General features: G+C 47.9%; 17 protein-coding genes and 1 other RNA gene. 6 read left to right on the plus strand and 12 right to left on the minus strand.

All coding sequences use genetic code 11. The features are described from left to right. Positions 1-13: 13 nt before the first annotated feature. The gene (nspC, locus tag ACKI3C_RS05835; protein WP_407402995.1) at positions 14-1,147 is read right to left on the minus strand and encodes a carboxynorspermidine decarboxylase; all 1,134 of its coding nucleotides are present in this window, start codon (positions 1,145-1,147) and stop codon (positions 14-16) included. Beyond that, on the minus strand, positions 1,147-3,498 hold the full coding sequence (locus tag ACKI3C_RS05840) for an ATP-dependent helicase (protein ID WP_407402997.1): 2,352 nt from the start codon (positions 3,496-3,498) through the stop codon (positions 1,147-1,149). The genes nspC and ACKI3C_RS05840 overlap by 1 nt, the downstream gene beginning before the upstream one ends. Before the next feature lie 49 nt (positions 3,499-3,547). Here ACKI3C_RS05840 and ACKI3C_RS05845 point away from each other — a divergent pair, with 49 nt between their 5' ends. Beyond that, the gene (locus ACKI3C_RS05845) at positions 3,548-4,792 is read left to right on the plus strand and encodes a CinA family nicotinamide mononucleotide deamidase-related protein (RefSeq protein WP_407402999.1); all 1,245 of its coding nucleotides are present in this window, start codon (positions 3,548-3,550) and stop codon (positions 4,790-4,792) included. Positions 4,793-4,798: 6 nt separating this feature from the next. After that, positions 4,799-5,341, plus strand: coding sequence for a GNAT family N-acetyltransferase (locus tag ACKI3C_RS05850; RefSeq protein WP_407403001.1), 543 nt, complete (start codon positions 4,799-4,801; stop codon positions 5,339-5,341). Between the two features lie 353 nt (positions 5,342-5,694). Here ACKI3C_RS05850 and ACKI3C_RS05855 read toward each other — a convergent pair whose 3' ends face one another. Then, positions 5,695-7,884 (minus strand): glutamine synthetase III, encoded by a 2,190-nt coding sequence (locus tag ACKI3C_RS05855; RefSeq protein ID WP_407403003.1) that lies wholly within the window; start codon positions 7,882-7,884, stop codon positions 5,695-5,697. Positions 7,885-8,604: 720 nt separating this feature from the next. Here ACKI3C_RS05855 and ACKI3C_RS05860 point away from each other — a divergent pair. Further along, positions 8,605-9,204: a hypothetical protein gene (locus tag ACKI3C_RS05860; RefSeq protein WP_407403005.1), complete on the plus strand. Its 600-nt coding sequence runs from the start codon at positions 8,605-8,607 to the stop codon at positions 9,202-9,204. An 85-nt stretch (positions 9,205-9,289) separates the two neighbouring features. On the opposite strand, the gene ACKI3C_RS05865 is transcribed toward ACKI3C_RS05860, so the two are convergent. The 3 genes from ACKI3C_RS05865 to ACKI3C_RS05875 all read right to left on the minus strand — a co-directional run bounded on the left by ACKI3C_RS05865 (position 9,290) and on the right by ACKI3C_RS05875 (position 12,047). Beyond that, positions 9,290-10,027 carry a DUF6935 domain-containing protein gene (locus ACKI3C_RS05865; protein WP_407403006.1) on the minus strand — a complete coding sequence of 246 codons (738 nt, stop codon included), beginning with the start codon at positions 10,025-10,027 and terminating at the stop codon, positions 9,290-9,292. Positions 10,028-10,124: 97 nt separating this feature from the next. After that, positions 10,125-11,396 carry a TMEM43 family protein gene (locus ACKI3C_RS05870; RefSeq protein ID WP_407403008.1) on the minus strand — a complete coding sequence of 424 codons (1,272 nt, stop codon included), beginning with the start codon at positions 11,394-11,396 and terminating at the stop codon, positions 10,125-10,127. Positions 11,397-11,420: 24 nt separating this feature from the next. Continuing rightward, positions 11,421-12,047: a DUF4369 domain-containing protein gene (locus ACKI3C_RS05875; protein WP_407403010.1), complete on the minus strand. Its 627-nt coding sequence runs from the start codon at positions 12,045-12,047 to the stop codon at positions 11,421-11,423. 100 nt (positions 12,048-12,147) lie between these two features. Between ACKI3C_RS05875 and ssrA the strand changes: the two genes are divergently transcribed. Continuing rightward, positions 12,148-12,549, plus strand: a transfer-messenger RNA (tmRNA) gene (gene ssrA / locus ACKI3C_RS05880). A 208-nt stretch (positions 12,550-12,757) separates the two neighbouring features. Beyond that, positions 12,758-14,797 carry a M3 family metallopeptidase gene (locus ACKI3C_RS05885; RefSeq protein ID WP_407403012.1) on the plus strand — a complete coding sequence of 680 codons (2,040 nt, stop codon included), beginning with the start codon at positions 12,758-12,760 and terminating at the stop codon, positions 14,795-14,797. A 424-nt stretch (positions 14,798-15,221) separates the two neighbouring features. Here the strand turns inward: ACKI3C_RS05885 and rplI are convergent, their stop codons facing one another. The 6 genes from rplI to ACKI3C_RS05915 form a co-directional block, all read right to left on the minus strand. Further along, positions 15,222-15,680, minus strand: a complete 459-nt coding sequence (rplI, locus tag ACKI3C_RS05890) for a 50S ribosomal protein L9 (RefSeq protein ID WP_407403014.1) — start codon at positions 15,678-15,680, stop codon at positions 15,222-15,224. A gap of 24 nt (positions 15,681-15,704) precedes the next feature. After that, positions 15,705-15,974, minus strand: a complete 270-nt coding sequence (gene rpsR, locus ACKI3C_RS05895) for a 30S ribosomal protein S18 (protein ID WP_407403016.1) — start codon at positions 15,972-15,974, stop codon at positions 15,705-15,707. A 19-nt stretch (positions 15,975-15,993) separates the two neighbouring features. After that, positions 15,994-16,386, minus strand: coding sequence for a 30S ribosomal protein S6 (gene rpsF / locus ACKI3C_RS05900; protein ID WP_407403018.1), 393 nt, complete (start codon positions 16,384-16,386; stop codon positions 15,994-15,996). 517 nt (positions 16,387-16,903) lie between these two features. Further along, a complete protein-coding gene (locus ACKI3C_RS05905) occupies positions 16,904-17,818 on the minus strand; it encodes an FKBP-type peptidyl-prolyl cis-trans isomerase N-terminal domain-containing protein (protein ID WP_407403020.1) in 915 nt (304 codons plus the stop codon). A gap of 14 nt (positions 17,819-17,832) precedes the next feature. Then, positions 17,833-18,288 carry a thioredoxin gene (trxA, locus tag ACKI3C_RS05910; RefSeq protein ID WP_407403022.1) on the minus strand — a complete coding sequence of 152 codons (456 nt, stop codon included), beginning with the start codon at positions 18,286-18,288 and terminating at the stop codon, positions 17,833-17,835. Between the two features lie 8 nt (positions 18,289-18,296). After that, positions 18,297-19,811, minus strand: a complete 1,515-nt coding sequence (locus ACKI3C_RS05915; RefSeq protein ID WP_407403024.1) for a DUF4301 family protein — start codon at positions 19,809-19,811, stop codon at positions 18,297-18,299. Positions 19,812-19,917: 106 nt separating this feature from the next. Here ACKI3C_RS05915 and ACKI3C_RS05920 point away from each other — a divergent pair, with 106 nt between their 5' ends. Continuing rightward, a complete protein-coding gene (locus tag ACKI3C_RS05920) occupies positions 19,918-22,146 on the plus strand; it encodes a RelA/SpoT family protein (RefSeq protein WP_407403026.1) in 2,229 nt (742 codons plus the stop codon). The last annotated feature ends 31 nt before the right edge of the window (positions 22,147-22,177 follow it).

The raw sequence follows: 22,177 nt of genomic DNA on the forward strand, positions 1-22,177 counted from the left end.
TTAGTTCTAAATCCTAGCACATGCGATTTTTGTAGTCGTTGTAAGTGAACTCTCTCATAACGACTTGGGCTCCGTCGAGTCGTTCGAGAATGAGCGCGGGGTGGTCGATACCGTTGAACATGTTGGTTTTTACCGTTGTGTAATGGTTCATATCCTCAAACGTAAGGCGGTCGCCAGCCTTCAATTCTTGCTCGAAACTCCAGTCTCCCACAAAGTCTCCACTCAGGCAAGAGTTGCCGCCGATGCGGTAGGTGGGTTTGCTTGTGTCAACATCTTCAAGTGCTTGCGTGATGCGGGGTTTGTAAGGCATTTCAAGGCAGTCGGGCATGTGGCATGCAAATGACACATCGACGATAGCGGTCTTGATGCCGCAGTTCTCAACGATGTCAACGACGGTTGCTTCGAGGTCGCCAGTCTGCCAGCAAAAGGCGCTGCCTGGTTCTAGGATGAGGTCCAGGTTGGGGAACTCGCTCTTGAATTGCTTGAGTAGCGAAATGAGGTGCTCCACGTCGTAGTCCTTGCGTGTCATGAGGTGTCCGCCGCCCATGTTTACCCACTTGAGATGGGGGAGATATTGTCCGAATTGCTCTTTTAATGCCGTGAGCACTTTTTCGAGGTCATAACTTGTTGACTCGCACAATGCGTGGAAGTGGAAACCCTCAAGTCCCTCGGGGAGTTGTGTCAGGGCATCGGCAGTGACTCCAAAGCGAGACCCCGGTGTGCAGGGGTTGTAGATGTCGTGGTCGATAACCGAGCACATGGGGTTGACGCGCAATCCGCAACTGATGTGGCGCCCTGTGGATTTCTCATACTCGTCGATTCTGTCTTTGAAACGAACGTATTGTGCTACTGAATTGAAGGTTATGTGCGAACTTCCTTCCATGAATTTTACTATTGTTTCGTCGGTGTAGGCGGGGCAATAAGTGTGTGCCTTGCACTCGAGTTCATCATTGGCTAGCAGCATTTCGTTGACCGAACTTGCGGTGGAGCATATGCCATATTCCCTAAAAATGGGGAATGTTTTCCACAAGGCGTTGGCCTTGAAAGCCATGATGATTTTTGCGCCGCTCTCGTGCATGACGCGAGAGATGAGGTTGAGGTTGTTGCGCAATTTTTCCTCGTAAACTATGTAGTAGGGAGTCTTCATTATTGTATAATTTCAAATTTAGCGTATTTAAGCAATAGGGTCTTTGTGCCCACGTCTTCAAACTGGACAATAATCTTGGCATCGGCGCCATTGTTGTCAATGGCAGTGATTTTGCCAGGTCCGAACCTTGAGTGGTTAATGCTCATGCCAGACGACACTTCACTCACATCGTGCACCGAGTATCCTCCGGCTGATGTGGTTGGTACTGAATGGTGGGAGGGCACCGTCGTGGTAAAGGAGGCTGTATTTGGTCTCGCTGGGGACGAAGTCGTGCGTGCAGTCGCGTCCTGGCGTGAGATAACGGTGTGTTGCCGATTAGTTGGCGGCATGGTGCCCATAATGGCTGTTCTTGTGGAACCTGCATCAATGAATTGCGGGTCTATGTCCCTGATAAATCTACTCATTGTGCAAGTCTTTGTTTGCCCGTTCTGATACCTAGACGAAGCGAATGTGAGCATGCAGGTTTTCTTTGCGCGTGTGATGGCAACGTAGAGCAGACGGCGTTCTTCTTCGATCTCTCGCATTGAACTCTGGCTCATATAAGACGGGAAAAGGTCTTCTTCCACTCCCACGACTATCACATGCTTGAACTCCAACCCTTTGGCTGCATGCACGGTCATCAATGTGACGCGGTCGCCATTGCCGTTGTCTTCGTCCTGGTCGGTGAGAAGTGAAACTTGTGCCAGATAATCGGCTAGTGAGATGTTCTCGTTGCCTTCCTCACGGTGTTCCTCGACAAACTCGTTGACACCGCTCATCAGTTCGGTAAGGTTCTCTTGCCTGCTGATGTTCTCGGGCGTGTTGTCATTCATGAGGATAGACAGGAGTTGCGTGCGCTCAATGATAGTGCGTGCCACGATGCTTGCGTCAAGGTTATCTCTGTTGAGCTGCATGAAGCCATTGATAAGTTCGGCGAAGTTGTTTATTTTCTTGAGCGTGCCCTTGTTTACCTCTAACCCGTAGGTGTCTGGTAGCTGGATGACTTGCCACATGCTCACATTGGCCTGCATAGCGCAATGCTGCACTTTGCCCAGGGTTGTGTCGCCTATGCCACGCGACGGGTAATTGATGATGCGCCGCAAGGCCTCGTCGTCGTCGGGGTTGAGAGATAGCCTGAAGTAGCTCACTGCATCCTTGATTTCCTTGCGCTGGTAGAATGACAACCCGCCGTAGATGCGGTAAGGGATGGCACTGCGCACATTACCGTGCTTGTCGCGGCGTCCGCCGTTGCTCAATGCTTCCTCAAGCGTGCGCGACTGGGCATTAGTGCGATAAAGCACAGCGATGTCACTGTATCTGTCCCCGTGTCGTGCTTTGAGAGCTGCAATCTGGTTGGCAACCACGTAGGCTTCCTCATAGTCGCTGTAACACTGCGTGATTGCTATTTTCGAGCCGATGCTGTTCTCCGAGAACAGATGTTTTGCTATCTGCCCTTTGTTTTTCTCGATGAGCGAATTGGCGGCTTGGATTATATTCTGTGTTGAGCGGTAGTTTTGCTCGAGTTTGTAGGTCTGTAGGGTGGGGTACACCTTTTTGAGTTTCAAGATATTCTCAATATTGGCTCCGCGGAACGAGTAGATGCTCTGTGCGTCGTCACCCACAACACACAGGCGGTTGTGCTTGCTGCACAACTGCACGAGAATGAGATGCTGGGCGAAGTTGGTGTCTTGATACTCATCTACCAGGAAATACTGGAACATGTCCTGGTAGTTATTGAGCACGTCGGGGTTGTCGCGCAGCAATATGTTAGTGTAAAATAGCAGGTCATCAAAATCCATGGCTCCGGCAACTCGGCATCGGTTCCAGTAAGCTTTGTATATGGCGTAGGTCATGGGACGTCCGGCATTGTTGTCGGCGTCGCGTATGCCCTGATGCTTCTCGTAGTCGGCAGGCGAGATAAGGCTGTTTTTCACATTAGAAATGGTGCTTTGTATTGATGACGGCTTATATACCTTATCATCAAGTGCCATATCTTTGATGATGAGTTTAATTAATGACCTGGAGTCGTTTGAGTCATAAATGGTAAAGTCGTGCTTGAACCCTATACGCTCGGCATTCATGCGAAGGATGCGTGAGAAAATAGAGTGGAACGTACCCATCCACAGGCGTGATGCGGTCTCGTGCCCCACCAGTGCCTCAATGCGCTCTCGCATCTCACGCGCAGCCTTGTTGGTGAAGGTCAACGCCATGATGCGGTAAGGCGGTATGCCCAGGTTGAGTAAGTGTACTATTTTATATGTGAGCACACGGGTCTTGCCCGAGCCTGCACCTGCTATGACCAGTTGCGGGCCGTCGCAATATTCCACGGCTTTGCGTTGTTGCTCGTTGAGATCGTCAAGATAGTTATACATAGGTTGATTTTATTTTGCAAAGATACAAATTTTTGCTTACTTTTGTGCTATGAAATACAGTGTAATTGTAATAGGCGACGAATTACTTATAGGGCAGGTGACCGATACCAATTCGGGATGGATTGCCCGTGAAGTGTCTCCGCTAGGATGGGAGGCAAGTAGTGTGAAGGTTGTGGCTGATGATGCTGGCGAGATAAAACTTGCCATGGATCAGGCATTTGCCGTGACAGATGTGGTGCTGATGACAGGAGGCTTGGGGCCCACAAAGGACGACATCACAAAGGCAACGCTGTGCGAGTATTTCGGCGGCGAAATGATATATGACGAAGTGACTGCGCAAAATGTGCTTGAAGTGGTGAATCGCAGGGGCATAAAACTCAATGAGTACACCCGCATGCAGGCAATGGTTCCTTCAAGTTGCCGTGTGATTCAGAACGAGGTGGGCACAGCTCCCATCATGTGGTTTGAGCGTGACGGCAAAGTCGCAGTGTCGATGCCTGGTGTGCCTCATGAGATGCGCACGATGATGCAGCGCGAAGTGATACCGCAGCTTTCCCGACGTTTTCCCGACGGAATGCATGTCGAGCACCGCACGCTCATGGTGAGCGGTATCATCGAGAGTGCCCTTGCCATGAGGCTTGATGATTTCGAGAACTCGCTGCCCGAGAGCCTTCATCTTGCTTACTTGCCCAATGAAGGTATTATCAGATTGCGTCTTGACGGAAGGCATAGCGATGCAGTAGTCCTTAAAAATCAATTGGACAAGGCCGTTGCCCAACTCCATGCTTTGCTGGGCAATCTCATAATGTGCGACGGAGATGTACCTCTTGCGGCTATACTTGGCAATGAGTTGCGCAAGCAGGGCTTGACAATGGCATCGGCCGAGAGTTGCACAGGCGGAAACATCGCACACGAGATAACGCGCATAGCAGGCAGCAGCGAGTATTTTACTGGTTCGGTAACGTGCTATGATACAAAGGTTAAGATAAACCAACTGGGTGTGCCGCAGGACGTTGTTGATGAGTACACCGTCGTGAGCCAACCCGTAGTGGAACAGATGGTGCAAGGCGTGTGTGACCTGCTAGGCTGTGACTGCTCGATAGCCACTAGCGGCGTGGCAGGCCCCGGTGGAGGCACCGAGGAAACTCCCGTGGGCACAGTGTGGATGGCTGCCAAGGCGGGGAATAGGGTAGTGAGCCAAGTGAAGCGCTTTCCCGGCGACCGCGACCGTGTAATCAACCGTGCCACCACCGAGGCAATGCTGCTCCTTCTCAACCTACTGCAAGAAGAGTAATTCATTATGGAAACTGATAGAATCTTGTTGCGACGGTGGCAGGAAAGCGATGCCTCTGCGTTGTTCAAGTATGCGTCCGACCCCGAAGTCGGGCCTCGTGCAGGCTGGCCTCCTCACAAGTCACAGGAAGAAAGTCTTGATGTGATAAAGAACATCTTCACCAACGACACCACTTGGGCCATTGTCCTCAAAGAAACCGGTGAGGCAATAGGTGCCATGGGCTACTTCACACACGACACGAGCAACATCCCCATCGGCACAAACGACTGCGAGATGGGCTACTGGGTACCACGACCTTACTGGAACCGAGGCATCTGTACCGAAGCATTGAGGCTAATGCTTGACTACTGCATCAATGTCAAGCAATTCGAGAACATCTGGTGCGACCACTTCACCGGCAACCCCGCCTCTGGCAGAGTAATGCAGAAGTGCGGCTTCGTCGATACCGGCTGTCTAAACCGCTGCAGCAACCTCCTGGGCGGCGACAAGGATATGGTCAAGATAATGAAACTCGACCTTGACACATACTATAACCTGATCAAACAATAAACCATACCGATGACGGTGAAACCGTCACAGTGCATCGTAACCGGCGGACGCAGTCCGTCGGTAGTGACATCTACTACGAATCCGACCTCGAAGTGGTCGCACGTCGCACTGTAATATGCAATGCGACCTCATCCGAGGTCGTAGGTGGTAGTCATGTACCGACGGTCGGTTGACCGCTGGTTACGATGCAATGAAACGGTTTCACCGTTTACGGTCACATAAATCACATAAATCATATACCGTATCTTCTACATATACTCCCATCTCGTTACACTGTGACCGTAGAAGATAAAAAATAGAGGGTTCGCATGTGAAGCCCTCTATTGAAATATGTGTAAGACAATGCTTTGGTCTTATCTTATGAACAGCAGTTCGCGATACTTGGGCAGGGGCCACATTTCGTCGTCGACCATGAGCTCGAGTTTGTCAACGTGGTAACGTATCTCGTCGAGCAGGGGGACTATAGTGTCGTGATAGGCAATGGCACGTTCTCGCATGCTATCAATTTGGTTAGCTGCTTTGCGATTCTCGACCATTTCATTCACTTTGTCCTTGATGAACAGCAGGTGTTCTGACATTTTTTCAATCATCGCAAGGTCTTGAGAAGCAATTATTTCGCTCTTCTCTTGGGGGAAGAGATTCTTAATCTTATACACGTTGTCGAGCAGGAGCGACATGTAACGTGTTGCAACAGGGACAATGTGGTTTAATGCCAAGTCGCCGAATACACGCGCCTCGATCTGAACTTTCTTGGTGTAAATTTCCCATTTCACTTCGTTGCGGGCTTCAAGCTCAACCTGGGTGAATACGCCAGTTCTTTTGAAGAGCTCAATAGCTTTGGGTTCAAGATAAGAGTCAAAGATTTTAGGCACCGATGTCTCGCAGTCGAGTCCACGTTTTGCCGCCTCTTGCTTCCAATCGTCGCTATAACCGTTGCCATCGAAGTGTATGCTGCGAGATTGCTTGAGGAACACTTTGACCTGATAGAGTATTGCGTCGTTGAGTTCCATGCCATTGGCCACCAGGGCATCAACAACGTCTTTGAATTCATAGAGTTGCTCGGCAACGGCGGCATTGAGCGCTATCATTGCCGATGCACAGTTGGCGCTTGAACCCACGGCGCGGAACTCGAAGCGGTTGCCGGTGAAGGCGAAGGGCGACGTGCGGTTGCGGTCGGTGTTGTCGAGCAGGATCTCGGGAATCTGCGAAACCTTGAGATTGAGTTCTTCCTTGGCGTTTATGTTGAGGTTGTCGTCCTTGTCGTCGCTCACAAGGCTGTCGATGACCTTGCTCAACTGCGATCCCATGAACATAGAGATGATTGCGGGAGGGGCCTCGTTGGCTCCCAGGCGATGAGCGTTGGTTGCCGATGAGATTGATGCCTTGAGCAGTCCGTTGTAGCGGTGCACTGCGCTCATCACGCAAGAGACGAATGTGATAAATTGCAGGTTTTCCTTGGCGTTCTTGCCCGGCTTGAACAGTTGTGTTCCAGTGTCGGTGCCCAGGCTCCAGTTGTTGTGCTTGCCGCTGCCGTTGATGCCGGCAAAGGGTTTCTCGTGCAATAGCACGCGGAAGTGGTGACGCCTTGCCACTTGTGCCATCACGCTCATGAGCAGCAGGTTGTGGTCGTTGGCAAGATTGGTTTCTTCATATACGGGTGCCAGCTCAAACTGGTTGGGCGCAACCTCGTTGTGTCGGGTCTTTACAGGAATGCCAAGTTTGTGGGCTTCGATTTCCAGGTCAAGCATAAACTCCTCAACGCGCATGGGAATAGCGCCGAAGTAATGGTCCTCGAGCTGCTGGTTCTTGGCGCTCTCATGTCCCAGCAGGGTGCGTCCTGTCAACGCAAGGTCGGGACGGGCTGCATATAATGCCTCATCCACAAGGAAGTATTCCTGCTCCCAGCCCAGGTTTGACGTCACATGCTTCACAGCGGGGTCAAACATTTGAGCCACAGCGGTGCCGGCACGGTCAACGCTGTTGAGTGCGCGCAGCAGCGGGGTCTTGTAGTCAAGTGACTCGCCCGAGTAAGCAATGAAAATGGTGGGGATGCACAGGGTGTTGTCGTGGATGAACGCAGGCGAAGAGATGTCCCAAGCCGAGTAGCCGCGCGCCTCGAATGTGTTGCGTATGCCGCCGTTGGGGAAACTCGACGCATCTGGCTCCTGCTGCATGAGCAACTTGCCGCTGAATTCTTCCATCACGCCGCCCTTGCCGTCGTGCTCCACAAATGAGTCATGCTTCTCGGCAGTGCCGTCGGTCAAGGGGTGGAACCAGTGGGTATAGTGAGTCACACCGTTGTCGAGCGCCCATTGCTTCATGCCTGCGGCAACATCGTCGGCGAGCTCACGATTGAGAGGCTCCTTGTTGTCAATAGCACGGATGAGCGCGTCGTAGGTCGATTTAGGAAGATATTCATACATCTTCTTGCGGTTAAACACATACTTGGCAAAGTATTGCGAGGGGGCTTCCTTGGGAATCTCGACCTTTACCGGAGTGCGGTTAAACGCAACCTCTACTTCTTTAAACCTTAAGTGTGACATTTGTAAATCCTTTCTTTAATATGTGGTTGTACTAAAAATCAGTTTATATAAACGAAAAACACCCGCTAAACTCGTTGAGTTAGTGGGTGGCTATTGGGGTGATGAAGTGAGAGAAACGCCTTGGCGCCTCGTGAACAGTAGTTTCTTTTCAAGACTCTCCTCATCATTCAGTCTCAATTTTGAAAGCACAAAGTTACAACATTTTCTTCCAATCACCAAATTATCACTCGTAAATATTTTATCTCTCGGGGAACTCGGGGAAGTATTCTCTCGCAGATTGCGCAGATTTTATTCTTACTGAAAGAAATTATTCGAAATTAGAAGAAATTTTTGACCTCTCGGGGAACTCGGGGAAGTTTTCTCTCGCAGATTACGCAGATTGCGCAGATTTGGTATTTTCAAATTATTTTCAGTAAATTTCAAGCGCAGCGCCCTCTGCGTGATTTTTTGACAGAAGAACAAAAGAACAAAAGGAAATAAAATTATTCTAAATATTTTAATTTCTTTCAGTCAAAATAAAATCTGCGCAATCGGCGTAATTAGCGAGAGAGAAAACTTCCCCGAGTTCTGCGAGTTCCCCGAGAGGCAAAATTAGCGTTAATCGGCGAGAGGTTTGAATTGAGGTGTTTTTACTGAAAATGTGGGCGGGGGTATTGTGGTTTTGACGAAGATTTACTAATTTTGCGTGTGAACTGTGTTGAATCTTTTATTTACAGATATATGAAGAAAGCATTATTGTTGGTAGCGCTTGTTGCTATGGGATTGAGTTCCGTGGCACAGAACAAGGCGCAGCAAAAACGCATCACAGAGGTGCGCACGCTCTATGCACGGGCGATGGAGAATATTAAGGCTGATGCTGAGCTGCCTGAAACCGATAACCACTTGGTGATAGACTTGCATCGCATGATGCCTGGCACTGGGATTCAGAACAAGAAGGTGAGCTGTTATAGCCATGAAGCGGGTGATGAGGATCAGATGTATAAGTGGGACATGTATTTCATGCGCTCGTCCTATAATGTGGCGGCTCTCCAGTTCAACGAGGAATATCTTGTTGACGAAAAAAGCCAGCAACCTGTGTTTATTTTCTTCGTGGGTAACACCTACCAGCACGATGGCACCATTGAGAAGCGCTACTATTTCAATGCCGATGGCACTCCGTGCTTTCTTCAAATTACCCACAAGGATGATGAGGGTGGTGTGATTAGCAAGGAAGAAATTAAGGACTATGACGACAACATTGACGCTCTTGACATGATGCGTTCATTTCACGACAACATGAACATGTATAATAATGTGATGAGTGCCGGATTTTATGAGTAAATCATAGTGTAAGGAATATAAACAAAGCGGGCTGGTCAGTTAGTGACGAGCCCGCTTGCGTTAGATAAGATAGTTTATAAACTTATTACTCTAATCCTTGGAATTCTTCGTCGGTTTCCCAGTCGATTTCTTTGCATTGGGTGTAGAGCGAGGGGCAGTTTGACACGCGGTAGTGGTCGTCACCCTTTTGCTTGACAACCTCGACGCCGCGCCATGATGTGTCATATCCGCTGCTTTCGACTTGCAGGTAGATGACATATCCTTTGAGCATCTCGCTACGCTCGTAGCTGTGGACGGGGTGGGTGCGCACTTTTACCTTGTAGGGGCGTGGCGGGTTGTATCCGTTTTGCGGTGTTGCACCTTGCATGAATGTAGCCACGAGATAGGGGCGCGAATAGGAGTCGTTGCGGCGCAAGATGTCGGGGAGACGACGCATCACACTGGGCACATTGACCTCGGTGTTGATCTTCTCAATGCACTGGCGACCTGCTACCGAGTCGTTGCGGAATAGTTCCATTGCCATGAGTTGCAGCACGACTGCACCTTGCGGCTCGCCGCCTAGTTGGTTCATTGCTGCCTCAAACTCGGCCACGTTCTTGGGGAAATGCTGGAATGTCACGGTCGATTCGACACCGGCTTTATACTCCTTATGGTCGATGTTGCCCTCGATGGTCACTTGCTGGGTCCTAACAGTTGTTTCCTTGCCTGCTTGTTCGCCCGTTTGTGCAATAGGCGTGATGGTTTCGTTGCCGCTGTTATCACTGCCACCGCTGCAAGATGTGAGCGCAAGGACTGCTATGGTTGATAATAAAGTCTTTTTCACGCTGATAGTGTTTTAGAAAAATGGAATATACCAGCCACTGGGCTAGGGTATATTCCATGATGATTGTTTGTGATTTAATTACCAGTTGACCAATAGATTACTCTTTGTTTTCCTCGGTGCTGGTTTTAGCAGCGGCAAGTTCCTCTTTGAGTTTCTTGGTTTGAGCGTTCTTGTAGAGGAAGAAGCCCACGGCTGCAATAACACCAATGACTACAACGATGATCCACGGACGTGCAGCAATCCAGCAAATTACCATCACGAGGAGTGACCAGATTATGCCAATGATGAAGCTGATGAGTGTGGTTCCGAATTCGATAATCTTAGAGATGAAGGGAACAACCTTTGCGATGGTGACAAGGAGGTTGAACATCATCATGATACCGATGCACACTGCCAATGTTCCGCCCACGCGCAAGATCCATTTCCACATTGTAGATTCGCTCTCGGCTGCATCGAGCATTTCTTCCTGGTCAACTTTGCCGCTCATGACCTTGCTGAAGGTCTTTTTGTTGCTTGCTTTGTATTTCTTGAAAGAGTCTTCGGTAACGGTAGCGATGACCGAGACAGTCTTGCAAGGAATGCAAGAGAAGGTGATTCTCACGTCGCCAATCTCGGGAGTGCTAGCGTTGCGACCCAGGTAGAGCTCGTTCTTGTTGACATGAGCATAAGCATAGTTGTCGTTCTGAACTGTGGAGTCGCTAGTGCTGGCGGTGACGGGTGTGGTAACGCTCACGCCCTTAGCGTTGGCAACGGCTCTGTTGAGCTCATTCATTTTAGCCTCGGGAATGTTGAGACGCATGTCCTCGTTGCCCGAGATACTCTGGATGAGGAATTCGGGAAGCTTGTAGTCGCCGAAAGCAACATTCTTGGCCCACTCGGTTTTGTTGTCGGTGGTATAGTTCACAGTGTTGGTGTGACCAGCTTCCTCAAAGCCGCTAGAGTTGATGGGCTTGCTCACCCACTTTTTCTCGTAGGTGTAGGTAGTGATGATTTCTTCACCGCCGCCAAGTTTGTCTTTTCTTTCCTCGTGGGTATTCTCTTGCCACTGGTAGTATTCTACAGTGCGCTCGAGTTTGATACCTACAAACCCTACGCCGAAGTCAGGGTCAACGAGAGAGTCGGTAGTAACAGCGTCGGCCGATGCGTGTGCAAGAAGACCCACGTTGTCGGAACTGCGTTTAGCCACATCGATGTGTTCAACTTTTTCAGCAACTTCTTCAAGCATGTCGCTAGTCTTCTTTGCGTCAAATTCATTGCAACCAATGACGTAGGTTCCTACCAGGAATAAACCAATGCCTACGAAAACGCCCATGCAAGAGTCTTTTACACGGCTACCATAGCCTACGGTTCTTGTTTTTGTAACTGCCATAAGATAATTTTTTTGTGATTAATATTATTTGATTTTAATTTGATATTGTTTGGGTAATGTATTGAAAAACCGCTCGCGTGCAATGACTGCGACAGGTCCGCCTGTGATCATGCGCCAAGCGGTGTAGCGGTGCAGCGAGTCGGAGAGTATGCTGTCTTGTGCAAGGATGTCCTTTTCGGTTGTAGCTGTCAAGGTAGAGTCGGCAGCAATTTTGAGGTAATAATTAAATACCTTGTTTTTTTCTTTAATTATCGATTTGCGATGCTGCATGAATCTGGTGTATTCCTTGTTGCACTGTCCCCCGTTGATTTCCCAAGATGTGCGGTGCACCTTGATTGTCGTTTCGCCGGGCTCAAGGACAAAGTAGAACGGCACGGAGTCGTTGCTGAGCTTGAGGAAAGCGGCTTTGGGGCCAGTCACATGCCCTTGCCATTCAAAGGCATTGCCAGGTTTGACAACGCACAGTCCTGCTGAGGAGAGTTTGTTGTAGTCTTCTTCCAGGAAGTAAAGCGTTGCACTGTCCCTGTTGAGCGAGGCGTCGTAGGTGCACGAGACATGGAATCCCGAATTGTCGTTGGTGCTTGACGATTCGCTGCAAGAAAACGCTGTGAATGCGGTTAAAATGGTCAATATATAATAATATAACTTCATTAATACGCAAAATTACAAAAAAATATAATAAAACTGCTTGTTTATCAAAAAAAAATCGTACATTTGCACCCGCTTATCGCTTAAAGGCGTTAACAAAGACGGGGCTGACTTGGCTTTGACAGCGTGTAGAGGTGGTAGGTAAGCATGCAGAGCGATGATGGCAATGCTCTATAATATCAGTCATTACTAAATTTTAAATGGCGAAAACACTTACGCTCTCGCTGCTTGATCTGAAGCACAGTAGGATCGCTTAATCTCTGTCCCAGGGATAGAGACGAGACATCGCCCGGTGGCCCTTTCTGCGAGGCTTATCGACATGGCGGTGCAGGTATATCGGAGATAGAACGGATCATGCCTCGAGGTCTGTTCGAAATTTAGAGGCTAAGCTCCAGGTTGGTAGTCTTGATCCTGCCTGAAGTCGAAAACCAAGTCAAGACTAAGCATGTAGAAAGCTTATTAGTTCCGCGTTTGGACGAGGGTTCAAACCCCTCCAGCTCCACTGATAAAGGCAACTTGATGATAGAGTCAGGTTGCTTTTTATCTTTTAGCAGTAAATATATTTATGGGTCATTGTATAGATTGTAGTGTGGTTTTCATAAATATTTTGTACATTTGCATATAGATTTAACTGTGTAATTAGAAATTTAAAACATATAATTCCAATGATTAAGAAAATTTTATTAGTAACTTTAGTTTTGTTTTCAATTCAAATGAAGGCTGACAATGTGTTTTTGAGTGATTTCAAGACCACTCATGGTGCTATTCCTTTTGATAGAATTAGCACATCTGACTATGAGCCTGCAATAATGCAAGGTATTCAGGAACATAAGGCCGAGATTGAAGCTATCGCCAATAATCCCGAGCCTGCTACATTTGAGAATACCATTTTAAAGATGGAACGCTCTGGCAAAACCCTTAATCGCGTGCTTGGTGTGTTCTATGCTATGCTGTCGGCCGAGTGTGATGACGCTCTCATGGACGTCTCAATGCGTGTTTCTCCTATCCTTGACGAACACAGCAATAGTGTTACTCTTAACGAAAAACTGTGGAAGCGTGTAGAGGCTGTTTACGATGGCTTTGACAAAAGCAAGTATACCGAAGAGGACTATATGCTCCTCAAGAAGACTCGTGAGTCTTTCATTCGCAGTGGTGCCAATCTTGAGGGCGCAAGCCGCGACAAGTACAAGGAGCTTAGCAAGAAACTTACAGAACTCACATTGAAGTTTTCTCAAAATTGTCTTAAGGACAAGACGCGCTTTCAGTTGTGGCTGACCAAGGATGACCTTACTGGCCTTCCCGAGAGCACTATTGAGGCTGCTGCTGCCGATGCAAAGGCTAAGGGACGTGAGGGTGAGTATCTCTTTACGATGAATCAGCCCAGCTACAGTCCCTTTATGAAATATTCTTCTCGTCGCGATCTCCGTGAGAAACTTTATAAAATGTATAATAGCCAGTGTACCGATGGTGAATTTAGTAATATACAGATCGTGAAGGATATAGTAAATACCCGCATGGCTCTTGCCCAGGTTTTGGGCTATAAAACATTTGCCGACTACAATTTGTCAAGCAAGATGGCGGGTGATACTAAGCACGTATATGACATGCTCAACCAACTGCGCAAGGCTTATGCTCCCGTGCAGCGTGCCGACATGAAGCGCCTTGAGGAGTTCGCTTCTAAGATGGAGGGCAAGAAGATTACTATCATGCCTTGGGATTATTCTTATTATGCCGACAAGGAGAAAAATGCAAAGTATAGCGTAAACGACGAACTCCTGCGTCCTTACTTTGAACTAAGTAATGTAACAGCGGGAATATTTGGCCTTGCGAGCAAGATGTATGGCATCAATTTCACTGAGAACCACGATGCTCAAGTCTATCACCCTGATGTTAAAGCCTATGACGTGACCGATAACGACGGCAACTTTGTGGGTATGCTATATACCGACTTCTTCCCACGCGAGACTAAACGTGCTGGTGCGTGGATGACCAACTTCCGCGAGGAGAGTGTAGATGAGAATGGCAACGAAGTGCGTCCTCTTGTTACTCTTGTGATGAACTTCACTAAGCCTACCGAATCAAAGCCCTCTCTGCTTACTTTCTATGAAGTTGAGACTTTTGCTCACGAGTTTGGCCATGGTCTCCACGGCCTTCTTGCCAAGGGCAAATACTCATCAATCACCGGTACTAATGTGCGCCACGACTTCGTTGAGCTGTTCTCTCAGTTCAATGAGAATTTCTATAGCGAGCGTGAAGTGCTTGATGGTTTTGCAAAGCATTATGAGACAGGTGAGAAGATACCCCAAGAGCTTGTTGATAAGGTTATAGCATCATCACAATATGCTGCTGCTTATGCTTGTATGCGTCAGCTTAGCTTTGGTTTCCTTGACATGGCATGGTATACTCTGGAAACTCCCTTTGATGGCGACGTGATGAAGTTTGAACAAGAGGCAATGGCTCCGGTTAAAGTGTTTGATCCTGTTGAGGGTTGTGCTATGTCACCCCAGTTTGGTCACATCTTCTCTGGTGGTTATGCTGCTGGCTACTATGGTTACAAGTGGGCCGAGGTATTAGACGCCGACGCATTTGGTAAGTTTAAGGAAGATGGTATTTTCAATGCTGAAACTGCTAAGGCATTCAAGAAAATGCTTCAGGCTGGTGGTACCGTTGAGCCCATGGAACTCTTCAAGGAATTCCGTGGTCGCGAGCCCAAGATTGACGCTCTCATGCGTCGTGATGGCATCATCAAGTAAATAAATACTTATATAGCTCTACTCAGCAATGAGGTAATCTGCCTGATTTTACCCATTGCTGAGTAGTTGTCTTATAGGGTAACTATACACCATAGGGTTTATCTCACACAGATCGCGCAGATTGAAATTTTTTTATTTTTGTCCGGTTAAAATTGCGAGAGTTGTTCTAACTTCCCCAAAAACACTGCTAGTTACGACACTTTGGCATAACCGTGGCTTAGTATAGAATAAAAAAGAAAATGATTTTTTTACCAGACAGCAATAAAATTTTTTTTCGACTTTAGCACATTTAAATAATTGTTGCTAATTTGTTGTTTGGCGGTACAATATTTGAATACTACCACCGCTTAGGTAATGGTGGGTATAAATAGAAACAAGGCACCAGATTGTGTTCTGATGCCTTGTGTTGTATTGTGTGGATTGATTACTCAGCGGCCTCGGCAGTCTCAGCAACAACCTCGAAGGGAATTTCAACAGAAACTTCCTTGTGGAGCTTAACAGTAGCTGTGTATTGACCTACCTGCTTAACAGCGTCAACAGAGATGAGCTTGCGGTCAACTTCCTTACCGAGTTTCTCAAGAGCCTCAGCAATTTGGATGCTACCTACAGAACCGAAGATAGTGCCAGTCTCACTAACCTTGGCAGCGATAGTGAGTTGAACGTCCTTCAGAGTTTCAGCTACAGCCTCAGCGTCAGCTTTGATCTTAGCGATCTTGTGAGCGCGTTGACGGAGATTCTCAGCGAGAACCTTCAGTGCAGCGGGGGTAGCGAGTTGAGCCTTGCCAGTGGGGATGAGGTAATTGCGGCCGTAACCGTTCTTTACTTCAACAACGTCGTCCTTGTATCCAAGGTTAGCAACGTCTTCTTTCAATATAATTTTCATAAATCTTAATTCTCCAGTTAAATATTATTTCATCAAGTCGGTTACGAAGGGGAGTAAAGCCAGGTGGCGAGCGCGCTTAACGGCGCGAGCTACACGGCGCTGGAACTTGAGAGAAGTGCCAGTGATGCGGCGGGGCAGAATCTTACCCTGCTCGTTGAGGAACTTCTTGAGGAACTCGGGATCCTTGTAGTCGATATACTTGATACCGCTTCTCTTGAAACGGCAATATTTCTTCTTCTTGTTGTCCACTGAAAGCGGAGTCAAATAGCGGATTTCACTTTGTGCTTGTGCCATAATTGTTTCTCCTTAATAATTAAGCGTTAGTTTCTGTTTGTGCTTCCTCAGCAGCGGGAGCTTCGGCAGCGGCTTCCTTAGCGGCCTTCTTGAGGCTGCGGCGCTTAGCAGCATACTCGGCAGCAAACTTGTTGTTGCGGAAAGTAAGGAAACGGATAACTTTCTCGTCGCGGCGATAAGCTGTTTCAAGCTTAGCTACGATAGTGGGCTCAGCATCGAACTCAATGAGAGTGTAAAAACCGGTAGTTTTTTTGTCGATGGGATAAGCGAGCTTGCGCAGACCCCAGTTCTCTTCATTAACAATAGCAGCACCATTGTCGGTGAGCACTGTTTTGAATTTTTCTACCGCTTCCTTCATCTGAACATCAGACAAAACGGGAGTTAAAATGAAAACGGTTTCGTAATGATTCATAAAACGTTTAAAATTAATAAATTAGTAAAATTTGCTTCAAAAAGCGTTGCAAAGTTAGTAAAAATAGTTCATTGTACCAAATGATTCGGTGTTTATTTTCTAAAAATCAAGGATTTTGCATTATGTAAAAATGCTTATCGCATGTAAGTCGCGTACTTTCAGCACGCATTCCCTTGGGTTTTATTATCCGGGGGTTACGTTCGCTTCGCTCACTTCACCCCCGGTTATCGATAGTCGCACCTTGTGCGACCACGCACCTGTCGGCGCGATGAATATTTTTATACACTCAACAACTATAGCATATGGAACAATCTGAATTTCACCTGTTTGCTCCGATTAGCGTCCTACTGGACGCATCTGTTTGTTGATACTATACCCCCACCGCCACTTCGTTCGGCGGTGGGGGTTATTCAGGTATTGTCCTGCTGGACAATAAATTAGCAATATTTATTATCAAATGCTAAAGTTGAGTTATACAAAATTATAATTTACAGCGAAAGTTGGGTTGCTCAAACTTTTACTCTTCTGATTCGTCGGAGTTAATATCGTCTTCTTCTGTTTCTTCTTCGTAGGAAGGATCAACATCTATTGTCTCAATCTCGAAGATAAGTGTTTCGTTGGGACCTATACCTCGGTCGGGGTTGCCGTAGATGTCGTAAGCTAACGCTGCTGGAATGATTGCCTCTACCTTCATGCCAGGTTTCATGAGGCTCAACATCTCGCCGCATCCGGGAGTTACTCCTAGGATGCGCTTGTGTGTTTCGCCATTACTATTCTCTACGACTGTGCCGTCGACCAGTTTGCCCACATATTTTAACTTAATCCAGTCCTCGGTGCCAAAGCATTGTCCCTTGCCGGGAGTGAGCACGCGATACATGAGTCCGCTGGGAGTGGTTTTATACTTCTTGGTGCGTTTCATCTTGGCGATAAAAGCTTCGCCATTTTTCTTCGCAGCAAGAGCTTCGGGTGTAGAAGCACGGTCCAGCAAAGCCTGCATCTGCATGCGCTCGGTAATTTCTATAGCTTGATTCCACTGACTCTCTGATAGTTCTTGTGCTTCTTTGGGTGACATGCGATTTGCATCTAGCCCTTTCTTAAATGCATTCAAGAACACTTTTTCATTCATGTCAATTTTTTCGGAAAAATATGCCATTAGCTTTACTGCAATAATAGCGCCTGCCATAAAGCTTGAATCTTGCGACATCTTTGCAGTTAACGTGCTTGTTTCAAATCCCTTGGCAAACTTTTCGAAGTCGAAGTCATTGCCGTCGGCAGGCACGGCATTAGCCATGGCCGCCCCCAAGAGCATGCTCACCGAGTCGGATGGAGTCATTACATCTAGCTCACTGTTTTGCGGCTGTGCAGCCATGTTGCTTGCCCCCATTACACAAGCTGCAATGGATACAACCACACATATCATCAATTTTTTCATACCAATGATTCAGTCTATTCTTGCTTCAAGAGCATGTATTCTATTGCTTTGACAATCTCTTCCTTGGGGTATAGACCCACGATTGCCTGAGGCTCACCCTCAACAGGGCAAAGCAGCAGCATGGGGATGCTACGCACCTGGAACGCCTGTGCCAGCGGTTTGTTTTTGTCTACATCGATGCTGTAGAACTCAACTTTGCCCTTGTATTCTACAGCCAGTTCTTCTAGGACTGGGGCAAGGCGACGGCAGGGGCCGCACCAGGTGGCGTTGAAGTCAACGACTACGGGTTTGTCGTTCTTCATCTGCCAAGTGCCTGTGGTGTAGTCAGAAATCTTCTCGGCAAATTCTTGCTGGTTGATTTCAACTACAGCCTTTGTTGTCTCGCTTGTGCTTTGCTTGACGGTCTCTTTTGCGTTGCAACTTGCCATGAGCGCAAGTGTTGCAAGCAGTATAGAAATTCTTTTTTTCATAAGTTAAATTATTGATGCTGGGGTCGCAGCAGGTCATTAACGGTCTTGACGGGGTTGAATGTTTCGATGGGAACCTCAACGAAGACGGTGTTCCAGTCACTCATTGAGCCATTCCACAATCCTGGCAATTCAAGAGCTTTGATAGCTACTCCGTCTTTAGACTTCTCGCTGATGAGGCCTGTGGTGTAGTCAACAAAGTCTTTGAGGTTGAACTTGTTGCCCTTGTAGTCCTTAATGTAGCACACAAGGTCAACGGGATTGAAGTGTGTGCCGCTCTTCATGAGTTGCACTGCCTCGGGGTTGGAAGCGTCGATCTGCGCAGCTTCGAGGATCTGCGGAGAGTAGCTGCCGTCGGCGTTGTAAGTCAAATATGGACCACCGCCAGGTTCTCCCTCGTTGCGTACCATGCCACACACGCGTAGGGGACGGTTAAGTTTGTTGCGCAAGTATTGTGCCAGCGTTGCCTCGTCCATGCTTGCCGCAGCAGGGTTGTGGGTGAAAAGGCTGTTTTCGACAAATTCCAGAATTTCAGCGAGAGGGGCGTTGCCCTCGTCGAGCATTGTGAGGTACTGGGCAACTTGCTGCTGGAGCCCGACAAGATAGCCAGCTATGACCTTCTTGTAACGCAGTGTGGTGTGCCTTATGCGTGCCGGCACTACGTTGTCGATGTTCTTGACAAAAATCACTTGGGCTTCGCGCTCGTTGAGGTTCTCAATGAGAGCGCCATGTCCGGCAGGACGGAAAAGCAAATGCCCCTTTGCATCGCGGTAGGGGGAGTTGTCGGCGTTGACAGCGATGGTGTCGGTCGAGGCCTTTTGCTCTGACATTGTGACGTTGTAATTGACGCCCCACACTTTCTCCATGAGAGGAACTTTCTCGTCGAGAATCTTGTTAAATTCCTTGCGGTGCTCGGGCGACACGGTGAAGTGTAGGTTCACGTTGCGATCCTTGTCGGCTGCATACTGTGCACCTTCTTCGAGGTGTTCTTCGACCGGAGTGTGAACCGTTCCTGCAGCTGCGCGGTGGAATTTGAGCAATCCCTTGGGCAATGCTCCATAGTTGAGTCCTTTGGCGTCGAGCAGTGCATTAGCCACTTGGGCGCAGTGTCCTTCCTCGATGAGTTCGGTCACATTCTTCTGGTACATCTCCACGCATGCTTTGTTGAGCAATGGGTAGAATGCAAATTTAGAGATATTGCCGAAGAAGTCTTTCTCGAAGTCGGTCTCGGGGGTAGCCTTGTCGGCGGTCACGATGGCGAAAATGTTCTTGAACATGCGGCTGGCAGCACCGCTAGCGGGAACGAATTTCTCTACTGTTCCGCCTGCGGCCTTATAGTCATTCCAGCGAGCGATGCATTGTGAAGCCATTTGGTCGTTGATTGCAACAATACCGTTGCCCACAGTGGCAACCGACTCAATCTTCAAGAACGGGAAGCCGTTGTTGAAGTTATTGAGTTGAGTAGTGATCATGTCGGGCGTGATCCCTTTTTGTTCGATAAGCTGAAGGTCTGATTCTTTAAGCATATTATTTTGTGTTTAATTTTTCCAATAATTGTCAAAGTTAGTGATTTTAGGTCGAATTGTTTGCGTAATTGAGCATAAAAAAATAATTTTGTAATCTTTTTTAACAATGGAGACATTGATTATGGAACAGAGTTATTTCTACGACGACGAGAAAGTTCTTGTAAGAACTATGGTTAAATCGCTTATTGGTAAGCTGAACGAATCCTTGAACAATGGTGATGTGAATCATGTTCATGCGATAATCAAACAAGGTATTCTTGCCAATCATTACAGCCGTGACCAGTATGGCATTAACCCTACTGTGCGCAACTTGCGCACGGCATTGCTTGTTGCCGATAACATTGCTCCTGACCGCAGCATGGTTATCGCTACGTTATTGTATAATCTTGTGCGCAATAACTCAATTAAAGAGGAAGAAGTTGTTGCCAAGTTTGGCGAGGATGTAGCAAAGATTACCCGAGGTCTGATTAAGGTGTCTCAACTATATCAACGTCAGGCAGCGGTGCGCAATGAGAATTTCCAAAAACTGCTGTTGACCTTTGCCGACGACATACGCGTGATTATCATCATGATTGTGGACCGATTGGGACTGATGCGTGAGATTAACCACCATCCCAACGAACAATTTGTGCATGACATAGCCGCAGAGTCGCGTTATCTGTATGCTCCTCTTGCCCATAGGCTCGGACTGTATCAGATCAAGTCGGAACTTGAGGACATGTCGCTCAAGTACTTGAACCGCAAGGTATATTCGCAGATTGCTGAAAAATTGAGCGAGACAAAGGCACGTCGTGATGCTTACGTTGTGGATTTCATCGATCCCATCAAGAAGGCGCTTGCCGAGTCGGGGCTTAACTTTGAAATCAAGGGCCGTACAAAGAGCATCAACTCCATCTGGAACAAGATGAAGAAAAAGGATGTGGACCTTAACGGCATGTATGACCTGTTTGCCATACGCATCATCATTGACACCGAGCGAGAAAAGGAGAAGAAAGAGTGCTGGATTGCCTACTCTATTGTCACAGATATTTACACTGCTAATCCTTCACGACACAAGGACTGGATCACCATACCCAAGAGTAATGGATATGAATCGCTGCACATCACCGTAAAAGGTCCTGAAGACAAATGGGTTGAGGTGCAGATACGCACCAAGCGCATGGATGAGATTGCCGAGCGAGGACTGGCAGCACACTGGAAATACAAGGGCATCAAGAGCGAGGGTGACCTTGACTCGTGGATGAACAATGTGCGTGAGGTGCTTGAGGCAGGCAGTATAGGCCAGATGGAACTGGTGCGTGGCATGAACATGAACCTCTATGAGAAAGAGGTGTTTGTGTTTACGCCAAAAGGAGACCTCTTCCAACTGCCTATGGGCTCGACCATTCTTGATTTCGCGTTTGCCATCCACACTAGGGTGGGGTGCACGTGTACCGGCGGACGCGTAGATGGCAAGAACCAGAAAATCAATTACAAACTCAAAAGCGGTGATACGGTTGAAATCACCACGATGTCAACACAGACCCCGCGTCAGGACTGGCTCAACATTGCAGTGACCTCCAAGGCCCGCAACAAGATACGTCAGGCCGTTAACGAAGCCCGTGTGCGTCAGGCCGACATGGCACGCGAACTCGTGCAGCGTCGTTTCAAGAATCGCAAGATAGACCTTGACGAGGGTACTATGGCAAAGCTCACCAAGAAGTTAGGCTACAAGACAATCACCGACTTCTATGTTGACATCAATGAAGGCCATCTTGATGTTAACACTGTTGCCGAGAAATATGAGCAACTCGTGGGACGTCTCACCGAGGGTAATCCTAATGCGCCTCATGGCACGGCCGAAGGCTTTGTGCTTCAGCCTGTGAAGGATGAGGTCCCGTCGGACGATATCCTAGTCATAGGCAATAACGTGAAGGGCATCAATTACAAGCTTTCAAAGTGCTGTAACCCTATCTTGGGCGACAAGATTGCTGGTTTCATCGCTAGTGACGGGGCAATCAAGATTCACAAACTTGAATGCGGTAACCTGAAGCATCTAGTTGCAAAATATCCTTATCGATTGATAAAGAGCGCATGGTCGGGCAAAGTGGGAACCCAGTTTGCCGTGACAATAAAGGTAGTGGGCAAGGATGACATAGGTATTGTATCGAATATCACCTCGGTAATCAACAAGAACGCCGACACAGTGCTACGCAACATTTCCATCTCGTCGCAGCAAGGCACATTTGAGGGTTTCCTTGTGGTGGGTATTCCCAGTAATGATGCACTCGATGAACTGATGAAGAAGATCTTGGCACTCAAGGGCGTGAAGCACGTGGAACGAGTGAACAGGTGAGAAGCCAGACTTGCCGCGAAGCACGACGTTG

Origin of the sequence: Sodaliphilus sp. (genome assembly GCF_045598405.1) — a bacterium.
Classification (GTDB): Bacteria; Bacteroidota; Bacteroidia; order Bacteroidales; family Muribaculaceae; genus Sodaliphilus; species Sodaliphilus limicaballi.

Excerpts from the sequence above, each read along its gene's own strand:
- ACKI3C_RS05905 (WP_407403020.1), bottom strand. The coding sequence starts at position 17,818 with ATGAAAAAATTGATGATATGTGTGGTTGTATCCATTGCAGCTTGTGTA.
- ACKI3C_RS05885 (WP_407403012.1), top strand. The coding sequence starts at position 12,758 with ATGAAGGCTGACAATGTGTTTTTGAGTGATTTCAAGACCACTCATGGT.
- ACKI3C_RS05915 (WP_407403024.1), bottom strand. The coding sequence starts at position 19,811 with ATGCTTAAAGAATCAGACCTTCAGCTTATCGAACAAAAAGGGATCACG.
- rpsF (WP_407403018.1), bottom strand. The coding sequence starts at position 16,386 with ATGAATCATTACGAAACCGTTTTCATTTTAACTCCCGTTTTGTCTGAT.
- ACKI3C_RS05870 (WP_407403008.1), bottom strand. The coding sequence starts at position 11,396 with ATGGCAGTTACAAAAACAAGAACCGTAGGCTATGGTAGCCGTGTAAAA.
- rpsR (WP_407403016.1), bottom strand. The coding sequence starts at position 15,974 with ATGGCACAAGCACAAAGTGAAATCCGCTATTTGACTCCGCTTTCAGTG.
- ACKI3C_RS05860 (WP_407403005.1), top strand. The coding sequence starts at position 8,605 with ATGAAGAAAGCATTATTGTTGGTAGCGCTTGTTGCTATGGGATTGAGT.
- ACKI3C_RS05855 (WP_407403003.1), bottom strand. The coding sequence starts at position 7,884 with ATGTCACACTTAAGGTTTAAAGAAGTAGAGGTTGCGTTTAACCGCACT.
- ACKI3C_RS05875 (WP_407403010.1), bottom strand. The coding sequence starts at position 12,047 with ATGAAGTTATATTATTATATATTGACCATTTTAACCGCATTCACAGCG.
- ACKI3C_RS05840 (WP_407402997.1), bottom strand. The coding sequence starts at position 3,498 with ATGTATAACTATCTTGACGATCTCAACGAGCAACAACGCAAAGCCGTG.
- trxA (WP_407403022.1), bottom strand. The coding sequence starts at position 18,288 with ATGAAAAAAAGAATTTCTATACTGCTTGCAACACTTGCGCTCATGGCA.
- nspC (WP_407402995.1), bottom strand. The coding sequence starts at position 1,147 with ATGAAGACTCCCTACTACATAGTTTACGAGGAAAAATTGCGCAACAAC.
- ACKI3C_RS05845 (WP_407402999.1), top strand. The coding sequence starts at position 3,548 with ATGAAATACAGTGTAATTGTAATAGGCGACGAATTACTTATAGGGCAG.
- ACKI3C_RS05920 (WP_407403026.1), top strand. The coding sequence starts at position 19,918 with ATGGAGACATTGATTATGGAACAGAGTTATTTCTACGACGACGAGAAA.
- rplI (WP_407403014.1), bottom strand. The coding sequence starts at position 15,680 with ATGAAAATTATATTGAAAGAAGACGTTGCTAACCTTGGATACAAGGAC.
- ACKI3C_RS05850 (WP_407403001.1), top strand. The coding sequence starts at position 4,799 with ATGGAAACTGATAGAATCTTGTTGCGACGGTGGCAGGAAAGCGATGCC.